This is a genomic window from Rhodococcus sp. C3V (assembly GCF_029269915.1).
GTDB lineage: Bacteria > Actinomycetota > Actinomycetes > Mycobacteriales > Mycobacteriaceae > Rhodococcus_F > Rhodococcus_F qingshengii.
Genome location: NZ_JARJBE010000003.1, coordinates 463127 through 480431, shown reverse-complemented (window position 1 = coordinate 480431; position 17305 = coordinate 463127). Strand labels below are relative to the sequence as shown.

16 protein-coding genes, 1 tRNA gene and 1 riboswitch are annotated in these 17305 nt (G+C 62.4%); of the genes, 8 read left to right on the top strand and 9 right to left on the bottom strand.

What is annotated here, in order from left to right; translation table 11 throughout:
- Position 1: 1 nt before the first annotated feature.
- The 4 genes from P3G66_RS11135 to P3G66_RS11120 all read right to left on the bottom strand — a co-directional run bounded on the left by P3G66_RS11135 (position 2) and on the right by P3G66_RS11120 (position 4446).
- Positions 2 to 1096 (bottom strand): M20 family metallopeptidase, encoded by a 1095-nt coding sequence (locus P3G66_RS11135; protein WP_007734375.1) that lies wholly within the window; start codon positions 1094 to 1096, stop codon positions 2 to 4.
- A 143-nt stretch (positions 1097 to 1239) separates the two neighbouring features.
- A complete protein-coding gene (locus P3G66_RS11130; protein ID WP_276116539.1) occupies positions 1240 to 2097 on the bottom strand; it encodes a tryptophan 2,3-dioxygenase family protein in 858 nt (285 codons plus the stop codon).
- Between the two features lie 14 nt (positions 2098 to 2111).
- A complete protein-coding gene (locus tag P3G66_RS11125; protein ID WP_276116538.1) occupies positions 2112 to 3392 on the bottom strand; it encodes an MFS transporter in 1281 nt (426 codons plus the stop codon).
- Positions 3393 to 3600: 208 nt separating this feature from the next.
- On the bottom strand, positions 3601 to 4446 hold the full coding sequence (locus tag P3G66_RS11120; RefSeq protein ID WP_276116537.1) for a M55 family metallopeptidase: 846 nt from the start codon (positions 4444 to 4446) through the stop codon (positions 3601 to 3603).
- Positions 4447 to 4649: 203 nt separating this feature from the next.
- On the opposite strand from P3G66_RS11120, the gene P3G66_RS11115 reads away from it, so the two are divergent.
- Positions 4650 to 6125 (top strand): amidohydrolase family protein, encoded by a 1476-nt coding sequence (locus tag P3G66_RS11115; RefSeq protein WP_218695518.1) that lies wholly within the window; start codon positions 4650 to 4652, stop codon positions 6123 to 6125.
- A gap of 86 nt (positions 6126 to 6211) precedes the next feature.
- Entirely contained in the window at positions 6212 to 7483 is a 1272-nt protein-coding gene (locus tag P3G66_RS11110; protein ID WP_276116536.1) for an alanine racemase, read from the top strand.
- Positions 7484 to 7508: 25 nt separating this feature from the next.
- Here P3G66_RS11110 and P3G66_RS11105 read toward each other — a convergent pair whose 3' ends face one another.
- Together P3G66_RS11105 and P3G66_RS11100 are read right to left on the bottom strand one after the other, a co-directional pair.
- Complete coding sequence (locus tag P3G66_RS11105) at positions 7509 to 8960, bottom strand: HAMP domain-containing sensor histidine kinase (RefSeq protein WP_003945873.1); 1452 nt, start codon at positions 8958 to 8960, stop codon at positions 7509 to 7511.
- A complete protein-coding gene (locus P3G66_RS11100) occupies positions 8957 to 9673 on the bottom strand; it encodes a response regulator transcription factor (RefSeq protein WP_007734368.1) in 717 nt (238 codons plus the stop codon). The genes P3G66_RS11105 and P3G66_RS11100 overlap by 4 nt, the downstream gene beginning before the upstream one ends.
- Positions 9674 to 9722: 49 nt before the next feature.
- Here P3G66_RS11100 and P3G66_RS11095 point away from each other — a divergent pair, with 49 nt between their 5' ends.
- From P3G66_RS11095 to P3G66_RS11075, 5 genes are all read left to right on the top strand, one after another.
- On the top strand, positions 9723 to 10058 hold the full coding sequence (locus tag P3G66_RS11095; RefSeq protein ID WP_007734367.1) for a hypothetical protein: 336 nt from the start codon (positions 9723 to 9725) through the stop codon (positions 10056 to 10058).
- Positions 10045 to 11316 (top strand): hypothetical protein, encoded by a 1272-nt coding sequence (locus tag P3G66_RS11090; RefSeq protein ID WP_276116535.1) that lies wholly within the window; start codon positions 10045 to 10047, stop codon positions 11314 to 11316. The genes P3G66_RS11095 and P3G66_RS11090 overlap by 14 nt, the downstream gene beginning before the upstream one ends.
- 43 nt (positions 11317 to 11359) lie before the next feature.
- A riboswitch (guanidine-III (ykkC-III) riboswitch) is annotated at positions 11360 to 11425 on the top strand.
- A gap of 14 nt (positions 11426 to 11439) precedes the next feature.
- On the top strand, positions 11440 to 11754 hold the full coding sequence (locus P3G66_RS11085; protein ID WP_007734365.1) for a multidrug efflux SMR transporter: 315 nt from the start codon (positions 11440 to 11442) through the stop codon (positions 11752 to 11754).
- 47 nt (positions 11755 to 11801) lie between these two features.
- Entirely contained in the window at positions 11802 to 12617 is an 816-nt protein-coding gene (locus P3G66_RS11080) for a hypothetical protein (protein ID WP_003945831.1), read from the top strand.
- Positions 12618 to 13094: 477 nt separating this feature from the next.
- Complete coding sequence (locus P3G66_RS11075) at positions 13095 to 13892, top strand: GAF and ANTAR domain-containing protein (protein ID WP_276116534.1); 798 nt, start codon at positions 13095 to 13097, stop codon at positions 13890 to 13892.
- A gap of 91 nt (positions 13893 to 13983) precedes the next feature.
- On the opposite strand, the gene P3G66_RS11070 is transcribed toward P3G66_RS11075, so the two are convergent.
- Positions 13984 to 14055 (bottom strand) — tRNA-Thr (locus tag P3G66_RS11070).
- A gap of 122 nt (positions 14056 to 14177) precedes the next feature.
- Between P3G66_RS11070 and P3G66_RS11065 the strand changes: the two genes are divergently transcribed.
- The gene (locus P3G66_RS11065; RefSeq protein WP_007734361.1) at positions 14178 to 15605 is read left to right on the top strand and encodes a threonine/serine exporter family protein; all 1428 of its coding nucleotides are present in this window, start codon (positions 14178 to 14180) and stop codon (positions 15603 to 15605) included.
- An 83-nt stretch (positions 15606 to 15688) separates the two neighbouring features.
- On the opposite strand, the gene P3G66_RS11060 is transcribed toward P3G66_RS11065, so the two are convergent.
- Both P3G66_RS11060 and P3G66_RS11055 read right to left on the bottom strand, forming a co-directional pair.
- Positions 15689 to 15937: an MbtH family protein gene (locus P3G66_RS11060; RefSeq protein ID WP_003945538.1), complete on the bottom strand. Its 249-nt coding sequence runs from the start codon at positions 15935 to 15937 to the stop codon at positions 15689 to 15691.
- On the bottom strand, positions 15934 to 17280 hold the full coding sequence (locus tag P3G66_RS11055) for a SidA/IucD/PvdA family monooxygenase (protein ID WP_007734359.1): 1347 nt from the start codon (positions 17278 to 17280) through the stop codon (positions 15934 to 15936). The genes P3G66_RS11060 and P3G66_RS11055 overlap by 4 nt, the downstream gene beginning before the upstream one ends.
- Positions 17281 to 17305: the final 25 nt, after the last annotated feature.

The following is a 17305-nucleotide window of genomic DNA, read 5'->3' as shown; positions in this document are numbered from 1 at the left end:
GTCACAGTCCTCCCTCCAGGATTCGAGTCACCAGACCGGCCAACAAGGTGGCGCGCGGGATCATCTGATCTATCTCTACGTGTTCTGTCGCTGCGTGGGCACCACCGCCGACGGCACCGAGGCCGTCCAACGTGGGAGTTCCGACTGCAGCGGTGAAATTTCCGTCCGACGCACCGCCGACTGCGCAGTCGCGAAGCATTCCCAACCCGCTCTCACTGCTGACCTGGTGAGCGAGAAAGTACAGCTTCTCCGAAGACGCTGATTCCAGTGGCCCACGGTTGGGTCCTCCGGATACCGAAATTCGGCTTTCGGCCAGCGCCGGTGTCAGTGCACGGATCGAACGGTCGATGCGTTCCTGTTCCTTCGCGGACCACATTCGAACGTCACACCACAGTTGCGCTTGCGCTGCAACGGTATTGGTGGTCGTGCCGCCACTGATCACGGACGGAACCACCGACGTTCCCGCCGCCGGGTCCGCGAGCTCCACCACGGCCTGAATCTGGTGTGCGAGCTCCACTACAGCGTTCACACCTCGTTCCGGTTCCAGTCCGGCGTGTGCAGCGCGTCCCTCGATGTCGACGCAGTACAGCGACATACCCTTGCGCGCGGTCTTCACTGCGCCGTCGGCTGCGGCTTCGAGGACCAGCACCGCGTCGACCTGACGTGCTTGCTCCTCGATCAGTGCGCGCGAGGTCGGGGAGCCGATTTCCTCGTCGGAATTGAGGAGCACGACCACCCCGTCGAGCGACGGAAGCGATGCGAGCGCGTGGAAGAGCTGGACGATGCCGGCCTTCATGTCGAAGACTCCGGGTCCGGTGGCGATGTTGTCGGTGACAGACCAGGGCAACTCCGCGAGCGTTCCGAGCGGCCAGACGGTGTCGAAATGGCCCAGGAGCATCACCTTCGGCTCCGCGCCGAACGACCAACGCAAGTGCTGGCGCCCGTCGATGCGGATACGTTCGGGGGTGCTTCCGAGGTGGCGTTCGCCGATTTCGGCCACCACGTCCGCACATGCATCGACTGCGCCGAGATCGGAACTGGGCGACTCGGCGGTTACCAACGCCGCCAGGTCTGCCACCATTGATTTCTTGTCCACTCCGACGCTCTCCTGTCACCGACTTGCAACTTCGCAGTCAAGCTTGGTCGAAGCGACCCTGTCGGATCTTGTCCAAGACTCCTGTCCTTCGGGCTCGGATTCGTCGTGTGTCACGAACAGCTGGGTGTCATCAAGCAGGTGTGTCAGGTACCGATCTCTGTTCGGGCGGCAAACAGCTCGGGAAAGAAGCTCAACTCCAGCGCACGTTGCAGGAAGCCGGCACCACCACTCGAACCGCCGGTCCCCTTCTTCATGCCGATCACCCGCAGCACGGTCCGAAGGTGCCGGAACCGCCACAGCTGAAAGCTCTCCTCGAGGTCGACCAACTCCTCGAACGCCTCGTACGCCGTCCAGTGCTGTTCGACGTTCTCGTAGATTGCTTTGACCAGCGGAATCAGTTCGTCGTTTCGCACGTAGGGCGCGCTGACGTCTCGTTCGAGAGCCGACGCCGGAACGTCGTACCCCTGCCTGGACAGGTACCGCCAGAACTCGTCGTACAGTGTCGGCTCCCCGAGCAGGGTCTCCAACAATCGATGGGCGGACGGATCCGATTCGAACACCTTCAGCATGCCCGCGTTCTTGTTTCCGAGCACGAATTCCACGGCGCGGTACTGGTACGACTGGAACCCCGATGAGTTGCCGAGAACGCCCCTGAACTCCGCATACTCCGCCGGCGTCAGTGTCGCCAACACCGACCACTGCTCGGTCAAGGTGGCCTGAATGTGTTTGACACGTGCGATCCGCTTGAACGCAACCCGAATGTCGTCGGCAGCGATCGCTGCTCTGGCCGCCCGAATCTCATGGAGAAACAGCTTGAGCCACAACTCGCTGGTCTGGTGCTGAATGATGAACAAGAGTTCGTCGTGGTGTTCCGGCTCGCTCACCGGGTGCTGCGAATCCAGGAGGGTATCGAGTCCGAGGTAGGCCCCGTAACTCATCTTCCCGGAAAAATCGGCGACGACGTCGTCTTCGATCTTTCGTGTGCCGTCCGTTGCCGACATCTTCGGTCTCCTTGTCAGAATTTCGCCGGGGTCTGCGGAACGATCATGGCCACCAATGCGGCAGCGCTCGTCGCTCCGACCAGGACTCCGAATGCAGCCATGTACGAGAACTGGTCCACCATCCATCCCATCACGAGCGGGGTGATGAAACCGGCGAACTGACCACAACCGTTGATCAAACCCATTCCGGAACCGAGGAATTCGGCCGGAAGTGCCCGCAACGGCATCGCGAAGATCGACATCGAACACAGACCGCTGATGCCTAGAGCCAACGTCTCGTAGAACGTGAACATCGCGACGGTGTCAGCGGTGGTCATCAGGAACAAAAGGACTGCCGACGTGGCCATACACGGAACCAGAAGGATCCTGGCCCGGTCGTGGAAGTACTTGTCCACCAACCGCCCGCCCACAATCGTGGCCAGCGCCGTGACGATGAAGGGGATTGCGGCAAAGATTCCCGTGTCGATCAGCGAGAGTCCCTTGTCGTTGAGCAGATAACTCGGCACCCAGGTCATCAGCCCGTACGCGGACATGTTGGCCAGGCAGAACAGAATCGCGAACTTCCACACCGACGCGGACTTGAACACCGCGGCGCGAGAGTGCTCGCTCGCCAGAGGTTGCAAGGCTGCCTCGGGATCTTCCGAGATTTCCGTGTCCAGCGGTGCGGGCAGCACCAACCACACCACCGTGCCGATCACTGCGCCGACGATCGCCACCAGCCAGAACGCGTCACGCCACCCCACGGCCATGAGGACCGGCGCGATGATCAGCGGTGCGATGCCGGGGCCGAGGTTGTTGGCGCCGAGCATGAAACCCATCGCGGTCGCCCTGGTTTTCGGACGCGTCCGCTCAGCCAAAGCCTTGAACGACGCCGCTGGAAAGAGCCCCTGGCTGATGCCGAACATCGCACGCATGACCATCAGCGAGACGAGACCCCACGCGAACCCTGTCAACGCTGTGAACACCGACCACAGGATCAAAGCAACGATCAACAGGGGCCTGGGTCCGAAGCGGTCGGCCAACATTCCGCCGGGGACCTGCCCGAGCATGTAGAACATCGCGAATACCGAGACCACGCCACCCAACTGCGTACTGCTGAGCGAGAATTCGTCGCCGATCATCGGAAGCGCAAGCCCGATCATGACGCGATCCACCATGTCGATCAACCAGATGGTACTGAGCAGCCCCACCGTAACGGTGGTCGTACGACGAATCGACTTGTTGTCCATCATTTTTCGAACCGAACCGTCGCTCGCCCGCGACGGCGCTTCCACTGTGACGCGTTCCACCTTCATCAAGCCTCCCGAATTGTCTTGTGCCGCATGGACTGAAACATTGAAAAGACTGATGAAGTGTGACAGCGAACACGTCTACCGCATTGGTCCGTTTCACCAATAGCCGAAGCAACGTCTGGTCGGTCGGAACATGTTCTGCCCCAAGAGATGACAAATGCCGCCGGCGCACACGGCGTCGACGGCATTTCGCGATGGAGTCGCTACTTCATCACGTGCGATTGGCGACTGCCACGATCGTCGAGACGCCTGCGGCTGCAAGCCGGGCATTGACAGTGATCAGACCGAGAATGTCGTCGACGCTGCCGAGTGTGTGCGAAATCGTACGATCCGAAATCCGTCGCGAGCCGGGAACAGCCTCGGCGAGTTCAGCTCCCGTGGTGGTGGGGTGAACGATCTCGAGGGTCCATTCGTCACGCAGCTCGACCGGCTTCAGTGTGTCGGCCTTACGCACTGCGCGCTCGGCTCCTGCTCGGATCTGCTCGCACGCCAGCGACGGCGGCAGCGAATTGGTTGCCGACCATCCATGTGCGTTCTTGACCTCGACGGTCTCGGTTGTCGGCGAGGCCGCGTCGACCAAGCCGCAGATGATGTCGTCACCCGTCACCAGGCCGACGGGAACGCCCTGGGTGGCAGCGTAGAGGGTGTTGACGTCGGTCTCCGAGACGGACTTGCCGTCGAGGCGGACGTCGGCGAACAAGCTCGAGAACGTGTGCGCCAGGACGCCGGGCCCACCGGCTGGTGCGTGATAGCCGACAAACAGAGCGACGTCGTGATCGGACGTCAGTCCCTCCGCCATGCACTGCATCTTCGGTGTTCCGAAGATCAGACGCGCCCGTGGATCCAGGTCGGCGTGAAGCAGATTGTCCATCGTTCCGTGGCTGTCGTTGACCAGGACGCTCGTCGCACCGGCGTCGAACGCACCGGCGATCGCGGCATTGGTCTCGGCGGTCATGAGCATCTGCGCACGGTGGTAGCCGCCACCGCCGCGGATCGTCTGATCGAGCGTCGCGATACCCGCGATACCCTCCATGTCCACCGAAATATAGACGTGCATTCCTGTCCTCCATCGATCTCAATCGGCTGAATTGATAACTTCGCTTTCACCTTCACACTCGAGCGCATCCGTTTCTTGTCCGCTCGAACGGTGAGTCGGCCTCCATTTGGGACGTTCACACCAGAATCCGATACCCGAGCCGTGAAACCATCGGGACATTCGCCGGGCCAGGCGGTTCGACCAACGACAGGAGTGCAGCGCTGATGCAGGTCCACGACATCGTGTTCACCGGCGGCCGTGTCGTCGATCCCGCATCGGGGACCGACGAGGTTCGGGGCATCGCGATCACCGACGGCAAGGTCTCGGCGTGGGGTCGCGACGCGATCGAAGCCCGGCAGACGATCGACGTGACCGGTCAGGTCATCTGCCCCGGATTCATCGACCTGCACAGCCACGGACAGGAAATCGCCGAGCAGCGACTTCAGGCATTGGACGGAGTCACGACGGCCCTCGAACTGGAAGCCGGCGTCATTCCTGTTGCAAAGGCATATGCCCGGGCCGGCGCCGAGGGCCGCCCGATCAACTACGGCTACGCGACGTCGTGGGCGCACGCCCGAATGATCGAACTCTCAGGGGCCGATCCCGACGGCGACATCAGAACGCTCCTGCACCATCTCGGTTCCCCGAGCTGGCAGGGCGAGCCCACCGCCTCTCAGCGCGCCCACATTCTCGAACTCCTCGAAAACGATCTGGCCGCAGGCGCTCTCGGCATCGGCGTGGTGGTCGGGTACGCGCCGAAATCCGATCCGGTGGAGTACCTACAGGTGGCGGATCTCGCGGCGCGAGCCGGTGTTCCCACCTATACCCATGCGCGCCCTCTCATCTCGGCCGATCCGTCGAGCCCGGTGGATGGTGCCGTCGAAATCGCCCGTGCAGCAGCCGAAACCGGCGCACACATGCACTACTGCCACGTCAACAGCACCTCGGGAATGCACGTCGACCACGCGCTGTCGGTGGTGGCACAGGTTCAGGCAGCCGGATCGCGCGTCACGACGGAGGCGTATCCGTACGGTTCCGGGTCGACGGCCGTCGGAGCTGCGTTTCTCGATCCCGACAAGCTGCACCTGATGAATCTGACACCACGGTCGCTGACATTCGTACCCACCGGTGAACGTATCGCGGACCGCAAGCAGCTGGAACATCTTCGGGCCACCGACCCCGGTGGGTTGGTGCTGGTGGAGTTCCTCGACGAGAACGACACCGTGCAGCGCGAATTCCTCGAACGGGCGATGACTTTCGATCGCGCCGCCATCGCGAGCGACGCGATGCCACTGACCTGGCCCGGCCGTTCGCCTGCCGACGCATTGCAGTGGCCACTGCCGGAGAAGGCACTCGGCCACCCCCGCGGCGCCGGCACCTATGCACGTGCGATTCGTACGCTGTACCGCGAGCGTCGACTGCTGTCGCTGTCGGAGATAATCGCGCGCTGCTCGTTGATCCCTGCGCAGATTCTGGAGGAGTCGGTTCCCTCGATGGCGACGAAAGGTCGGATCAGCCCCGGTAGCGACGCGGACATCCTCGTTTTCGACCCCGAGCGAATCACCGACAACGCCACGTACATCGACGGCACCCGCCCCTCCACCGGTATCAGCCGCGTGCTGGTCGGCGGAGTACCCGTCGTCGAAGACGGTGTCGTGGTCCAGGACGCGTTGCCTGGTCGCCCGGTACGCCGCTCGTAGCCGGATCTCATCCTGACCTGCATAGTTCTGACAGAAAGTCACCACACATGAACACATCGTCTGCAATCAACGGCACAATCGATGCCATGACGGATTTCGCGAACCCCCCGATCGGTTGGCAGCACAAGGCCTTCGGCACCGACCTCGAAGGTCGCGACGGTTCCGACCTCGAGCCGCTGGGGATCTCGGCACTCGACGGCAACCTCCTGCTACCCGTGATGACACTCAACCGTGCAGCGATCGCGCACAATGTCGACCTCATGGCACAGTTCTGCTCCGACCACGATGTGGATCTGGCGCCTCACGCGAAGACCACGATGAGCCCCGAACTGGTTCGACGGCAACTCGACGCCGGGGCTTGGGCGATGACAGCCGCAACCGTTGCGCAGGCACGCATTCTGCGTGAGTTCGGTGTGGACACCATCATCATCGCCAGCCAGGTTCTCGATCCCGCCGGTATTCGGTGGATCTGCGACGCCCAGGCCACCGACCCCGATTTCTTCGTCACCACCCTCGTAGACTCGGTCGAGAGCGTCCGCCTGATGGAACAGTTGATCGCGAAAGTCTCACCGGCCAGCCGTATCCGGGTTCTCGTCGAACTCGGCTACGACAGCGGACGCGCGGGCGCTCGCACTGTCGAGCAAGCACTCGACGTCGCACGCGCAGCATCGCAGGCACCTTCGTTGATTCTCACCGGAGTCGAGGGGTTCGAGGGCATGATGCCCGGAGCCTCGGTAGCAGCCCGCCGTATCTCCGTCGATTCGTATCTCAAATCCGCGCGGGTTTTCACGGAAATCTGTGTGGCCGAGAACCTCTTCGAGAACAATTCTCCGAAGGCTCCCCGGCCACTGGTCACTTTCGGCGGCAGCGCATTTCACGATCTCGTTGTGCGCGAACTGGCCGGACGGTGGGCACTCGACAACGGTGTACGCATCGTGCTGCGCAGCGGTTGCTATATCACCCATGATCACGGTCTCTATGCCGAAACTTCGCCGTGGGCTGACGGTCCGCGAACTCTGCAGGGAGCCGCAGAGGTCTGGGGCGTAGTGCTCTCCATACCTGAACCCGGACGGGTGATCCTGGGCTTCGGCCGCCGCGATGTCGGTTCCGACGCAGGCTTTCCCATAGTCCTGTGGCGCCGACGCGACGGATCCAACCGATCAGCGCGAGAGCTGACGATCACCGCACTCAACGACCAGCACGCGTACGTCGACATTCCGGCTGACTTCGACGTGAAGGTCGGCGATCTGCTCGGTTGCGGAATCTCGCATCCCTGCACCACATTCGACAAGTGGTCACTGATTCCCGAGGTCGATTCGGATTACCGCGTCGTCGGCACGGTGCACACCTACTTCTGAGGGGACCGGTTGCGGCAATCCGGCGTCAGTCGTCCTTCGGGTCACGCGGCAATTCGACGCGGAACGTCGTCCCCTGCCCGAGGGAGGTCTCGACGCTGACGGTTCCGTCGTGCGCTGCAACCAAAGCCGAAACGATGGACAGGCCGAGACCGGCGCCCCCGGTCTCACGGGTGCGAGAGGTGTCGGCGCGGTAGAAACGCTCGAAGATCCGCGCGGCATCCTCGTCACTCAAACCCTGACCGGTATCCGAAACCTCGACCACCGCGGAGTTCTCGGTCGTACCGACACGAACGGTGACCTGCGCATCCGGCGGCGTGTGTTTGATCGCGTTGCCCACCAGATTGGCAACTACCTGACGCAGTCTGGCCTCGTCACCATGCACTTCGGGCAGGCCTGGGCCGCCGGTCATCTGAAGTTCGACAGTTCGATCCGGTGCGATCGCTCGTGCCGCCTGTACCGAATCCGCCGCAACTGCAAGCAGATCCACAGGCTTGTTCTCGAGTGGACGCTGTTCGTCGAGTCTTGCCAGCATGAGCAGATCTTCTACCAGAAGTCCCATCCTCGACGCCTCGCCCTCGATCCGGTTCATCAGCGTTTCCGTATCAGTCATGGCGCCTTGGCGATACAACTCGGCGAACCCACGAATAGTCGTCAAGGGTGTGCGCAACTCGTGGCTCGCGTCGCCGACAAACCTACGCATCTTCTCCTCGGAACGCCGGGCCGATTCCTCCGAAGCCTCGGTCGCGGCAAATGCGTGCTGAATCTGCGCGAGCATTCCGTTGAGCGCCACGGACAGTCGACCGACCTCGGTGCGGTCATCGCGCTCCGGAACACGTCGATGAAGGTCGCCGGCGGCAATGGCAGCGGCAGTTTCCTCCACTTCGACAAGCGGACGGAGGCTCCGACGAACCACGAAATACGCTGCGCCGCCGAGGATCAGCAGGACAACCAGGCCGATGCCGAGTTGCAGGCCGACCAAGTCGTCGACGGTCTGCTCGTTATCCGTCAGTCGCACACCGATAGTCGTGGTCGTGCCGTCGCGGACCGTCGTGAGAACCCGCCAGTTCACGTCCGAACCGTCGCTCGATCCGACGGTGATCGGGCCGTTGGTGGAATCTTTCGACAGGTCGGGTTCGGTCGTCGTCGACTTGTCGTTCAGGATGATCACCCGTCCGTCCGGGGTCACGGTCCGAACGAAGAAGGGGCTGGGTGGGCGGGTGCCCGGGCCGACGTCACTGGGCGGCTGCAGGTCTCTGCTGTGCGGCTTTGCCCAACCGTCGACCGCTTCGTACAGCGTTTTGTCGGTTCGCTGGGTCAGTGAGTTCTCGAGAGCAGAAGTGACCGCTACACCCGACGCCAACAGACCCAGCGCGGCCAACACCAGCAAGGCCGCAACCAGGGTGAAGCGCAGCGGCAGTGAATGGAGACGGAAACGACCCCGCTTCGGAAGCTGATCGTTTTCCGCGGCGGCGATCATTGCCGCGGTTCACGCATCACGTAGCCGACCCCACGCAATGTGTGAATCAGCGGTGTCTCCCCCGTGTCCACCTTGCGCCGCAGGTAGGAAACGTAGGACTCGACAACTCCGACCTCTCCACCGAAGTCGTAATTCCAGACGTGGTCGAGAATCCGCGGTTTGCTGAGAACCGTCCCGGCGTTGACCATGAAGTATCGGAGCAGTGTGAACTCGGTGGGCGAGAGTGCAACCAACTCGCCCTTCTTCCAGACCTCGCGGGTGTCGTCGTCGAGTTCGATGTCGGCGAACTTCACCCGCGGCGACTGCTCCGGCGCGACACCGCGACCGGCGCGGCGCAGGATGACCCGCAACCGCGTCACGACTTCTTCGAGGCTGAACGGCTTGGTCACGTAGTCGTCCGCGCCGAGGGTCAGGCCGCTGATCTTGTCGTCGAGCGAATCCTTCGCCGTCAGAAACAGGACCGGCGCGTCCACGCCGTCGGCGCGCAGGCGTCGAAGCAGACCGAAGCCGTCCATCCCGGGCATCATGACGTCGAGAACGATCGCGTCGGGACGGAATGTCCGTGCGACGTCCAGGCCTTGGGCGCCGCTCGAAGCAGTTGCCACCTCGAAACCCTGGAATCGGAGGCTCACGGAGAGCAACTCCACGATGGTGGGTTCGTCGTCGACAACGAGGATGCGGGCTTCGGGCGTCTTGTCGGTCACGAGAACCATCTTCTCCCCTGCCACTGGATTCCCGCTGTATGTTCCCTGGGAGCTTCCTGTGAACGGCCGGGTGCAGGTGAAAGCTGACAGCAGGATCCCGGCAAGGATCCAGGCTTCGATCGGCTGGCAAGGCACACGTGACATCAGCGGATTCAGCTACTTCAACGCACTGTCGATGGAGACTGTATTCGCGGACGCTGCGGTGTGGGTCGCCGACGCAGTTCAGACAAATTTGGCCGGCTACGACTTCGTTCAGTGGCCGAGTCGAGGACGCCATCTGCTGGTTCCTCGACTTCGAGACGGGGAACCGGTGTGGATGGATCCGCACGGCGATGTGACGATCAGTCGTATCGGCGGGTTGTGCAAAAATTCGACGAATTATGCAGCAACGTAGCCCAGTTCAAATCGCTCAGCTCTACGGTCCGGTGGCGTCCGCGCTAGTCGGCGGTGTGGTGGCCGCGTACGCAGTGTCCGAGTCCCGAGTTGACGACTTCTCCTTCTCCGACGCCGGCGTTATCTCGGTGGTGATCACGCCGCAGTGGGCGGGAGCAACTGCCGCGGTGGTTGCGGCCGTCGGCGTAGCGCTACTGCATCGCTGGGGACGTGGCGGTCTCGCGAGTGCCTTCGCTGTAGTCGGCGCCCTCGCCATCGCGCTACCTGCATTCGTCCCCGCCTCCGCCCAGATTTCGGTGACTCTGAACGCAATCGGAGCAGGCGCTTTCCTCGCGGCAGCGGCATTTCCGACGAAGGGTCACCGCGGAGCACAAACCGCTCTCGGACTCGGCGTAACCACGACGACCTTGTACTTCGGCGCAGCGGACTTGTGGCGCGATCGCGTCCCCAGGTGGTCGCTCACACTTCCGGGCGATTCCTACCCCGTGCCGTCCACGGTTCCCGTCTGGATTCTGCTCGCCGCAACTCTTCTCGTGGGTGGAGTCGCCGCACTCGCACGACCGAATCAGGAGCCGGGCGACATCGACGCACGCCTGGTGAAGCTGGGAGTTGTTCTGCCCCTGGTATTCACGGCTCTCTATGTGTGGTTGGGCTCGACGACATCACCTGGGTCATGGGTGATCGCGGTGGTATTGGCGGTTGCCGTTACCGTCGCACTGGCTTGGCGGTTGCCGCCACACGACGGTCGTTTCGTACTCGTCGGACTGGCAGTCAGTGCGGTTTCGGTCAGCTCGATTTCCTTTCCATCCGACTGGACCTGGGCGATGCCCGCGGGAGCTGCTGCCCTGGCGTTGGGCGTCGTCGTCGGCTGGAGAAGACCGATGCCGCAACTCGGGCTGGGACTCCTTGCCGTGACTGCACTCTCGGGATTGCTGGATGCCGCCCCGACCACGGTTGCCTACGTCCTCGTCCTCCCGCTTGCGCTGGGACTGGCCGTCACGTCATGCATGCCTGTTGCCGTCGAAGCAGTCTCGAGCGGGGCGATGCTGCCCGTCGCTTTCACGTTGTTCTCGGTTTCACCGACCTTCTTGGACCCGGGCTCGCGGGAATTCGGGTGGTCTACCGGTCCGCTCGTCGAACACGGACCGGCCGCCGTGAACACGCCGATTCCTCTGGCTGTTCTCGCTGCGACGGCGACGATCGTGGTGGCCGTGACGAGCATCCATCTGAAGCGGGTTCGACCGGCGGTGGTGACCTAAATCGCCAGCTGATCGGGTCGGAACGCAGAATTCTGTTGCTATGGTTGGGTGGTCAACGACGACATCCGGACGAGCGCACCGTACCCGGCCAGCGAAAAGACGGTGCCTTGGGAGTTGTTCACCATGGCATGGATCGTGCTCGTCATTTCCGGACTTTTCGAAGCTGTCTGGGCTACCGCACTCGGTAAGTCCGACGGATTCAGCAAGATGTCGCCCACGATCGTCTTCGTCCTCGGCCTGATCGTCAGTATGGCCGGCCTCGCGTATGCAATGCGTACCCTTCCCATCGGGACTTCCTACGCGATCTGGGTCGGCATCGGCGCCGCCCTGACTGTGGGATATGCGATGATCACCGGCGCGGAGTCCACGTCGATCGTCAAGATACTGCTGATCCTGGGCATCGTCGGCTGTGTCGTCGGTCTGAAGGTCCTTCACTGACCGGCGATCCTGGTGAGTGTTTGTGTGTTACCGGTTACAGTTAACGCATGAAACTGCTGGAGATGCTCACGCTTCCCCTACGCGCGGGCATTGCAGCCGCAGAGATCAGTTTGGGAATCGCCGAGCTGACGGTCACGACAGTTCGTATCGCCGTCGGTAATACCGGCGCGGTGACGGCGGGTGCTGCCGGCTTGGCAAGCCCCCGCGGACCCATGCAGATGATCCAGCAGTTGTCATCACTCACCGCTGACGATCGGCCCATCGGGCAGGCCTTGGCCCCCGGTGGGCCACTCGATCGACTTCTCTCTCCCGGCGGCCCGGTCGACAAACTGACTGCACCCGACGGCACTCTCGAACGACTACTCGCTCCCGGCGGACCACTCGAAAGACTTCTTGCCCCCGGCGGACCGCTGGATAGGGTGCTCGCCGAGAACGGCGCATTGGAACGCTTGCTCGCGCCGGACGGTCTCCTCGACCGAATGATGGCGGAGGACGGTCCGCTGGAACGCCTGACAGCGCAAGACGGTGCCGTCGAACGCCTGACTGCCAAGGACGGTGTCATCGATCGCGCACTGGCCGAGAACGGCATCCTCGAAACACTCCTGGCAGAGAACGGCGCCTTCGAACGGCTCATCGCCGAAGGCGGCCCGCTTGACCAGATCGTTGCACTGTCCGACACCTTGACTTCCCTCGCCCCCAACCTCGAGCGGATGAGCGCGAGCATCGAGGTCCTTCAGGAAACCGTCGGAATCCTCAGCGCTGCAGTCGGTCCACTCGGAGAACTTGCCGGCAAACTTCCCAATCGGTGGCTCAAGAGCAAGAGCGACCGCCCAGGGCCTGACCTTCCGATCGAATCGGCATAACAAACGGTTACTCCCCGATTACGCGGTCAGTTGTTGATCACGATGTTGAGGTTGATGATGATTCCGCCGAAAGTCAGGATCGTGTTGGCCAAGCCAACGGTCATTCCACTGTTCAGAGCCGCGATCAGTCCGTTCATCGTCGTATCCCCTTCACTGTCTACGGGTTACGCGTACAAGATTGTGCGCTGGCGCTGACAATAGGCCAAGTTCGTGACCTGCGCGCCATTGCGGAGAAAACTTGTACCCCGGTCGCAGTTTCCACGTTAACTGTTGCAGGACAACATAATTCCAAGATCGGCGCACTACCCGCTAACGGCCGAATCAAACATCACGATTGGGCATACGCAGACCGCTTCACATAACCGTCCGCCCCATCAGACACTTGTCCACCGAAACAGAGTGCACAACAGTTAGTCCGGTGCAACAATGAGACGAATCGGACATGCCTGCGACGTGATGGGAAGGGTGGTTGAGACAATGACGGCGCCGCGCATCGCCAGGGAACACCGCGGCCCTACCGGGGGCCGAAAATCCGCGCCGCAAGACAGCCTGGACGCCGCCTCGGACGCGTTGCAATCGCTCTACGCGCACCTGGATCCACACGCCCAGGCAGAGCAATTCCTCGAACAAGTCTGTAAACACGCCGTCGACCTCATCGCCGACGCCGACATGGCCGGAATTACCATCGGGGGTTCGGATTCGACGTTCCGAACCGTAGCCGCCACCCACCAACTTGTCCGCACCGTCGACTCGATTCAATTCCGACTGGACTACGGACCGAGTGTGACGTCATCACGCACAGGCACGGTTGTACGCGCACATGCCAGCGAAGCCCACAGCCGGTGGCCTCAATTCGCAAGCGCGGCAAAGGCAGTCGGCGCCGTCAGCTTCTTGTCGATGCCGCTACCCGGTAGAGATCGCCCGCTCGGAACTCTCAATCTCTACAGCCACGACCTCCGAGGTTTCACCGGAGCCGACGCGGCATTGCTCCAACTCTTCGCTGTCACCTCGGCCTACGCACTGCACAGCTCGCAGCGCCTCGACATGGCTAGAAAGCACGCGATGGACCTCGAGCGTGCACTCGAATCGCGAGGCGTCATCGAACAGGCCAAGGGCATCATCATGGGCACCCACCGCGTCGACGCCGACCGAGCCTTCCGCATCCTCATCCAGGACTCGCAGCGAAGCAACGTCAAACTGCGAGTGATTGCCCAGCAGTACATCGACGGCGCGATCGACCCGCGCCAGGCTTCGAGCAAGCCTGAGACCAACTGAACCTGGCAGAACGCAGCACCTGAGCAAACACAGCACCCGAGCAAACACAGAGGCACCCACCAAATCTTCGGTGAGTGCCTCTGAGTTTCGGAGCCTCCTGTCGGGATTGAACCGACGACCTTTCGCTTACAAGGCGAGTGCTCTACCACTGAGCTAAGGAGGCGAAGACCGACGCGTTGCCGCGACTGACTTTGCGGAGCCATCATATCCAAGCCGTCACGGTGGCCGCGCCCGGGTCACGTTAGATAGCGTGGGCCCCATGCGCAACTCCCACTCCGCCCCCTGATGGCGAAATTCACCGAAGTACTCACACGCCTGACGGGAAACCGGCAAGCCACCGTCGACACGGTCACGTCGGCTCCCGCACCGCTTCAACCGATCGACCTGACAGACGACGCCGTCGTCGCAGAGGTCCTGGACCTCGCGGTTCGGGTAGGCGAAGTCCTCCTCGCATCCGGAACCGCGGCCATGGACACCGCTGAGCAGGTGCAGTTCATCGCCGCCACGTACGGCCTTGCCCAGTGTGACGTCGACGTCACTTACAACTCGATTGTGCTCTCTGCCTATCGCGGCCCGACGCGACCGCCGGCGAGCACGATGCGCATCGTCCACTACCGCTCGATGGACTTCACGCGGCTGGCGGCCGTCGACCGTCTGACACGTCGTATCCGCCGTGAGGCGATCACACCGGACCAAGCGCATGACGCGCTCACAGCCATCACGACGGCGCCGCACCCGTACAACCGGTGGACCGCGACCATGGCCTGGGCGGCGATGGCGGCTTCGGTCTCCGTCCTGCTCGGCGGCGGGTTCCTCGTTGCCACAGTCGCGTTTCTGACGACGATGGTCATCGATCGAGTCAACCGCGTACTGAACCGGTTCGGGTTGCCGTTCTTCTTCCAGCAGGTTGTCGGTGGTCTCATCGCCGCTGCGCCTGCCGCCACGCTCTATACATTTCAGGACCAGCTGGGGATCAGTATCCGGCCGTCGTTGGTCATCGCGGCCGGAGTGGTCGTCCTGCTGTCCGGGCTGTCGTTGGTGGGCTCGGTCCAGGACGCGATCATGGGTGCACCCATTACAGCTGTCGCGCGATTCTTCGAAGTGGTGATGATGACGGGCGGCATCATCGCGGGCGTCGCAATCTCGTTGCGAATGACCGGGATGTTGGGTTCGACGCTTCCACCGATCAATGTGGAAGTCTCCACCATCACGCAGTTGCCGATCCTCATGCTCTCCGGTGCGTGTGCGTCGGTGTTCTACGCGCTCGCCTGCTACGCCGAGCGGCGTGCACTCACCGCGGCGTTCCTGGGCGGTGCGGCAGGCAGTGGTGTGTCGATCTTCGTGCAGACACTCGACGTCGGTCCCGTGATCGCCGCCGCAATCGCCGCAACCGTGGTCGGTCTTGCCGGTGGTCTGATGGCTCGCCGCGCACTGACGCCTCCGCTGGTTGTCGCGGTCGCAGGCATCACTCCGCTGCTCCCCGGTCTGTCGCTGTACCGAGGCCTGTACGCGCTGCTCAACGACCAGGTACTGATCGGGTTGACTGCCTTGCTGTCGGCGTTCGGTATCGGCTGTGCCCTGGCCGCGGGCGTCACGCTCGGCGAATGGGGAGCGCGCACGCTGCGTCGTCCACGGATTCTGATGCGCGTGGACTCGCTACGTCGCCCGATGGTCCGCAAGCGCAGGCGTCGAGTTCCCGTCACCGAGAAGTAGGCGTCGTTCAAGCAGAAAGAGCTGGGCACCTGACGGTGCCCAGCTCTTTTCTGTTCACTCGGGGGTTCCGAGCGGTGAGAGAATCAGCTCTCGACTGCGTGCTTTCCACCGGCAGCCTGATCGGCTTCCATGGCCTCACGCAGGCTCTTCGGACGCATGTCGGTCCAGTTGGCCTCGACGTATTCGAGGCACGCCTTGCGGCTGTCTTCACCGAACACCACTCGCCAGCCGGCGGGGACCTCGGAAAACGTGGGCCACAGCGAGTGCTGGTCCTCGTCGTTCACCAGCACGTAGAAGCGGCCGTCTTCGTCATCGAAAGGGTTAGTGCTCATCTCGCCTCACTCGTTACGTACGTGTCTTGTGCGCCCAGACTAGCAAGCGCACCAGTTCGGTTCTGGTGGCTCAGCACCGACGCCAGAATCTCCCCCGCCCGCACTGCCACGTTCGACAGCAGCGACGACGTCAATCCGTGAGTCTGTTCTGTCCCACCCTGCAGATAGATACCGCCTGTCACGTCCTCCGTTACAGCCAGTCGATAATCCCGACTGACGTTACGCGGAACGGACGAATCCGGCACGAGTTCACCCAACAAATCGTCCAGAGGTGCCGGGGTGAAACCCGTGGCCAGAATGAGTGCGTCGCACGCCAGCGTGTCGGTCAAGCCGTCGAGATTGCTACGGACAGCCAGTTCGATGCCGGATTCGGTCTCCACGGCACTCGTGATCTCCGAGGCCCGACGCATGAACAGTCGCCGCGGCCCACGAACCATCTCCTGATACTCGGTGGCATACAGCTTGTTGATCAGTTCGATGTCGACGACCGAGTAATTGGTACTGCGGTGCAAATCGAGAAGTCGGCGTCGTTCCGCGGCGTCTGCACCGTGCAGCTGATCGACGGCTTCGGGATCGAAGATGCGGTTCGCGTACGGGCTGTCGTCTGCCGGGCTGTAGCCGTAGCGGGCAAAAACACTGTGAACTTCGGCGTTCGGGTAGTTCGCGTGCAGGTAGTCCACGATCTCCGCGGCACTCTGGCCGGCGCCGAGAACGACGAACCGGTTGTGTACGGGCTCCGGCATTGCTTCCAGATGGAAGAGGAACTGGTGATTGTGGAAGCACCGGGACGAAGGCGTCGCCCACTCCGGGATCCGCTCTTTCAGTCCGGCTCCGACAACGATGTTGCGCGCGATCACCGTTTCACCGTCGGCGGTGCGAACCGCAAAGCGATCGACAACGCCGTCGGAGTTCTTGATGCCCTCGACCCCGTCGACGGTTGTACCGAACTGCACGTCCGCGTCGACTCGTCGAGCTGCCCAGCACAGGTAGTCGTTGAATTCGTGGCGCGTGGGGAAGAAGGTCTGGTGGTTGACGAAGTCGACCAGTCGACCCTGCTCGAACAGATACGAGAAGAAGCTGTATCCGCTCTGTGGATTCCGGAACGTCACCAGGTCCTTCGGAAACGCGATCTGCATGGTGGCACCGTCGAGCAGCATCCCGGGATGCCACGCGAACTGAGACTGCTTTTCGAAGAACCGCGCGTTCACCCGATCAACGGCCGCACAATTTGCATTGTGTTCTTCGACAGCAATGGCCAACGCGAGGTTGGCCGGACCGAACCCGACGCCGACGATGTCGACAATGGCAGGTTCGGCGCTGGAGTCTCTTGGTGATTCACTCATTACAGGTAGTCCATCCCCGACGGAA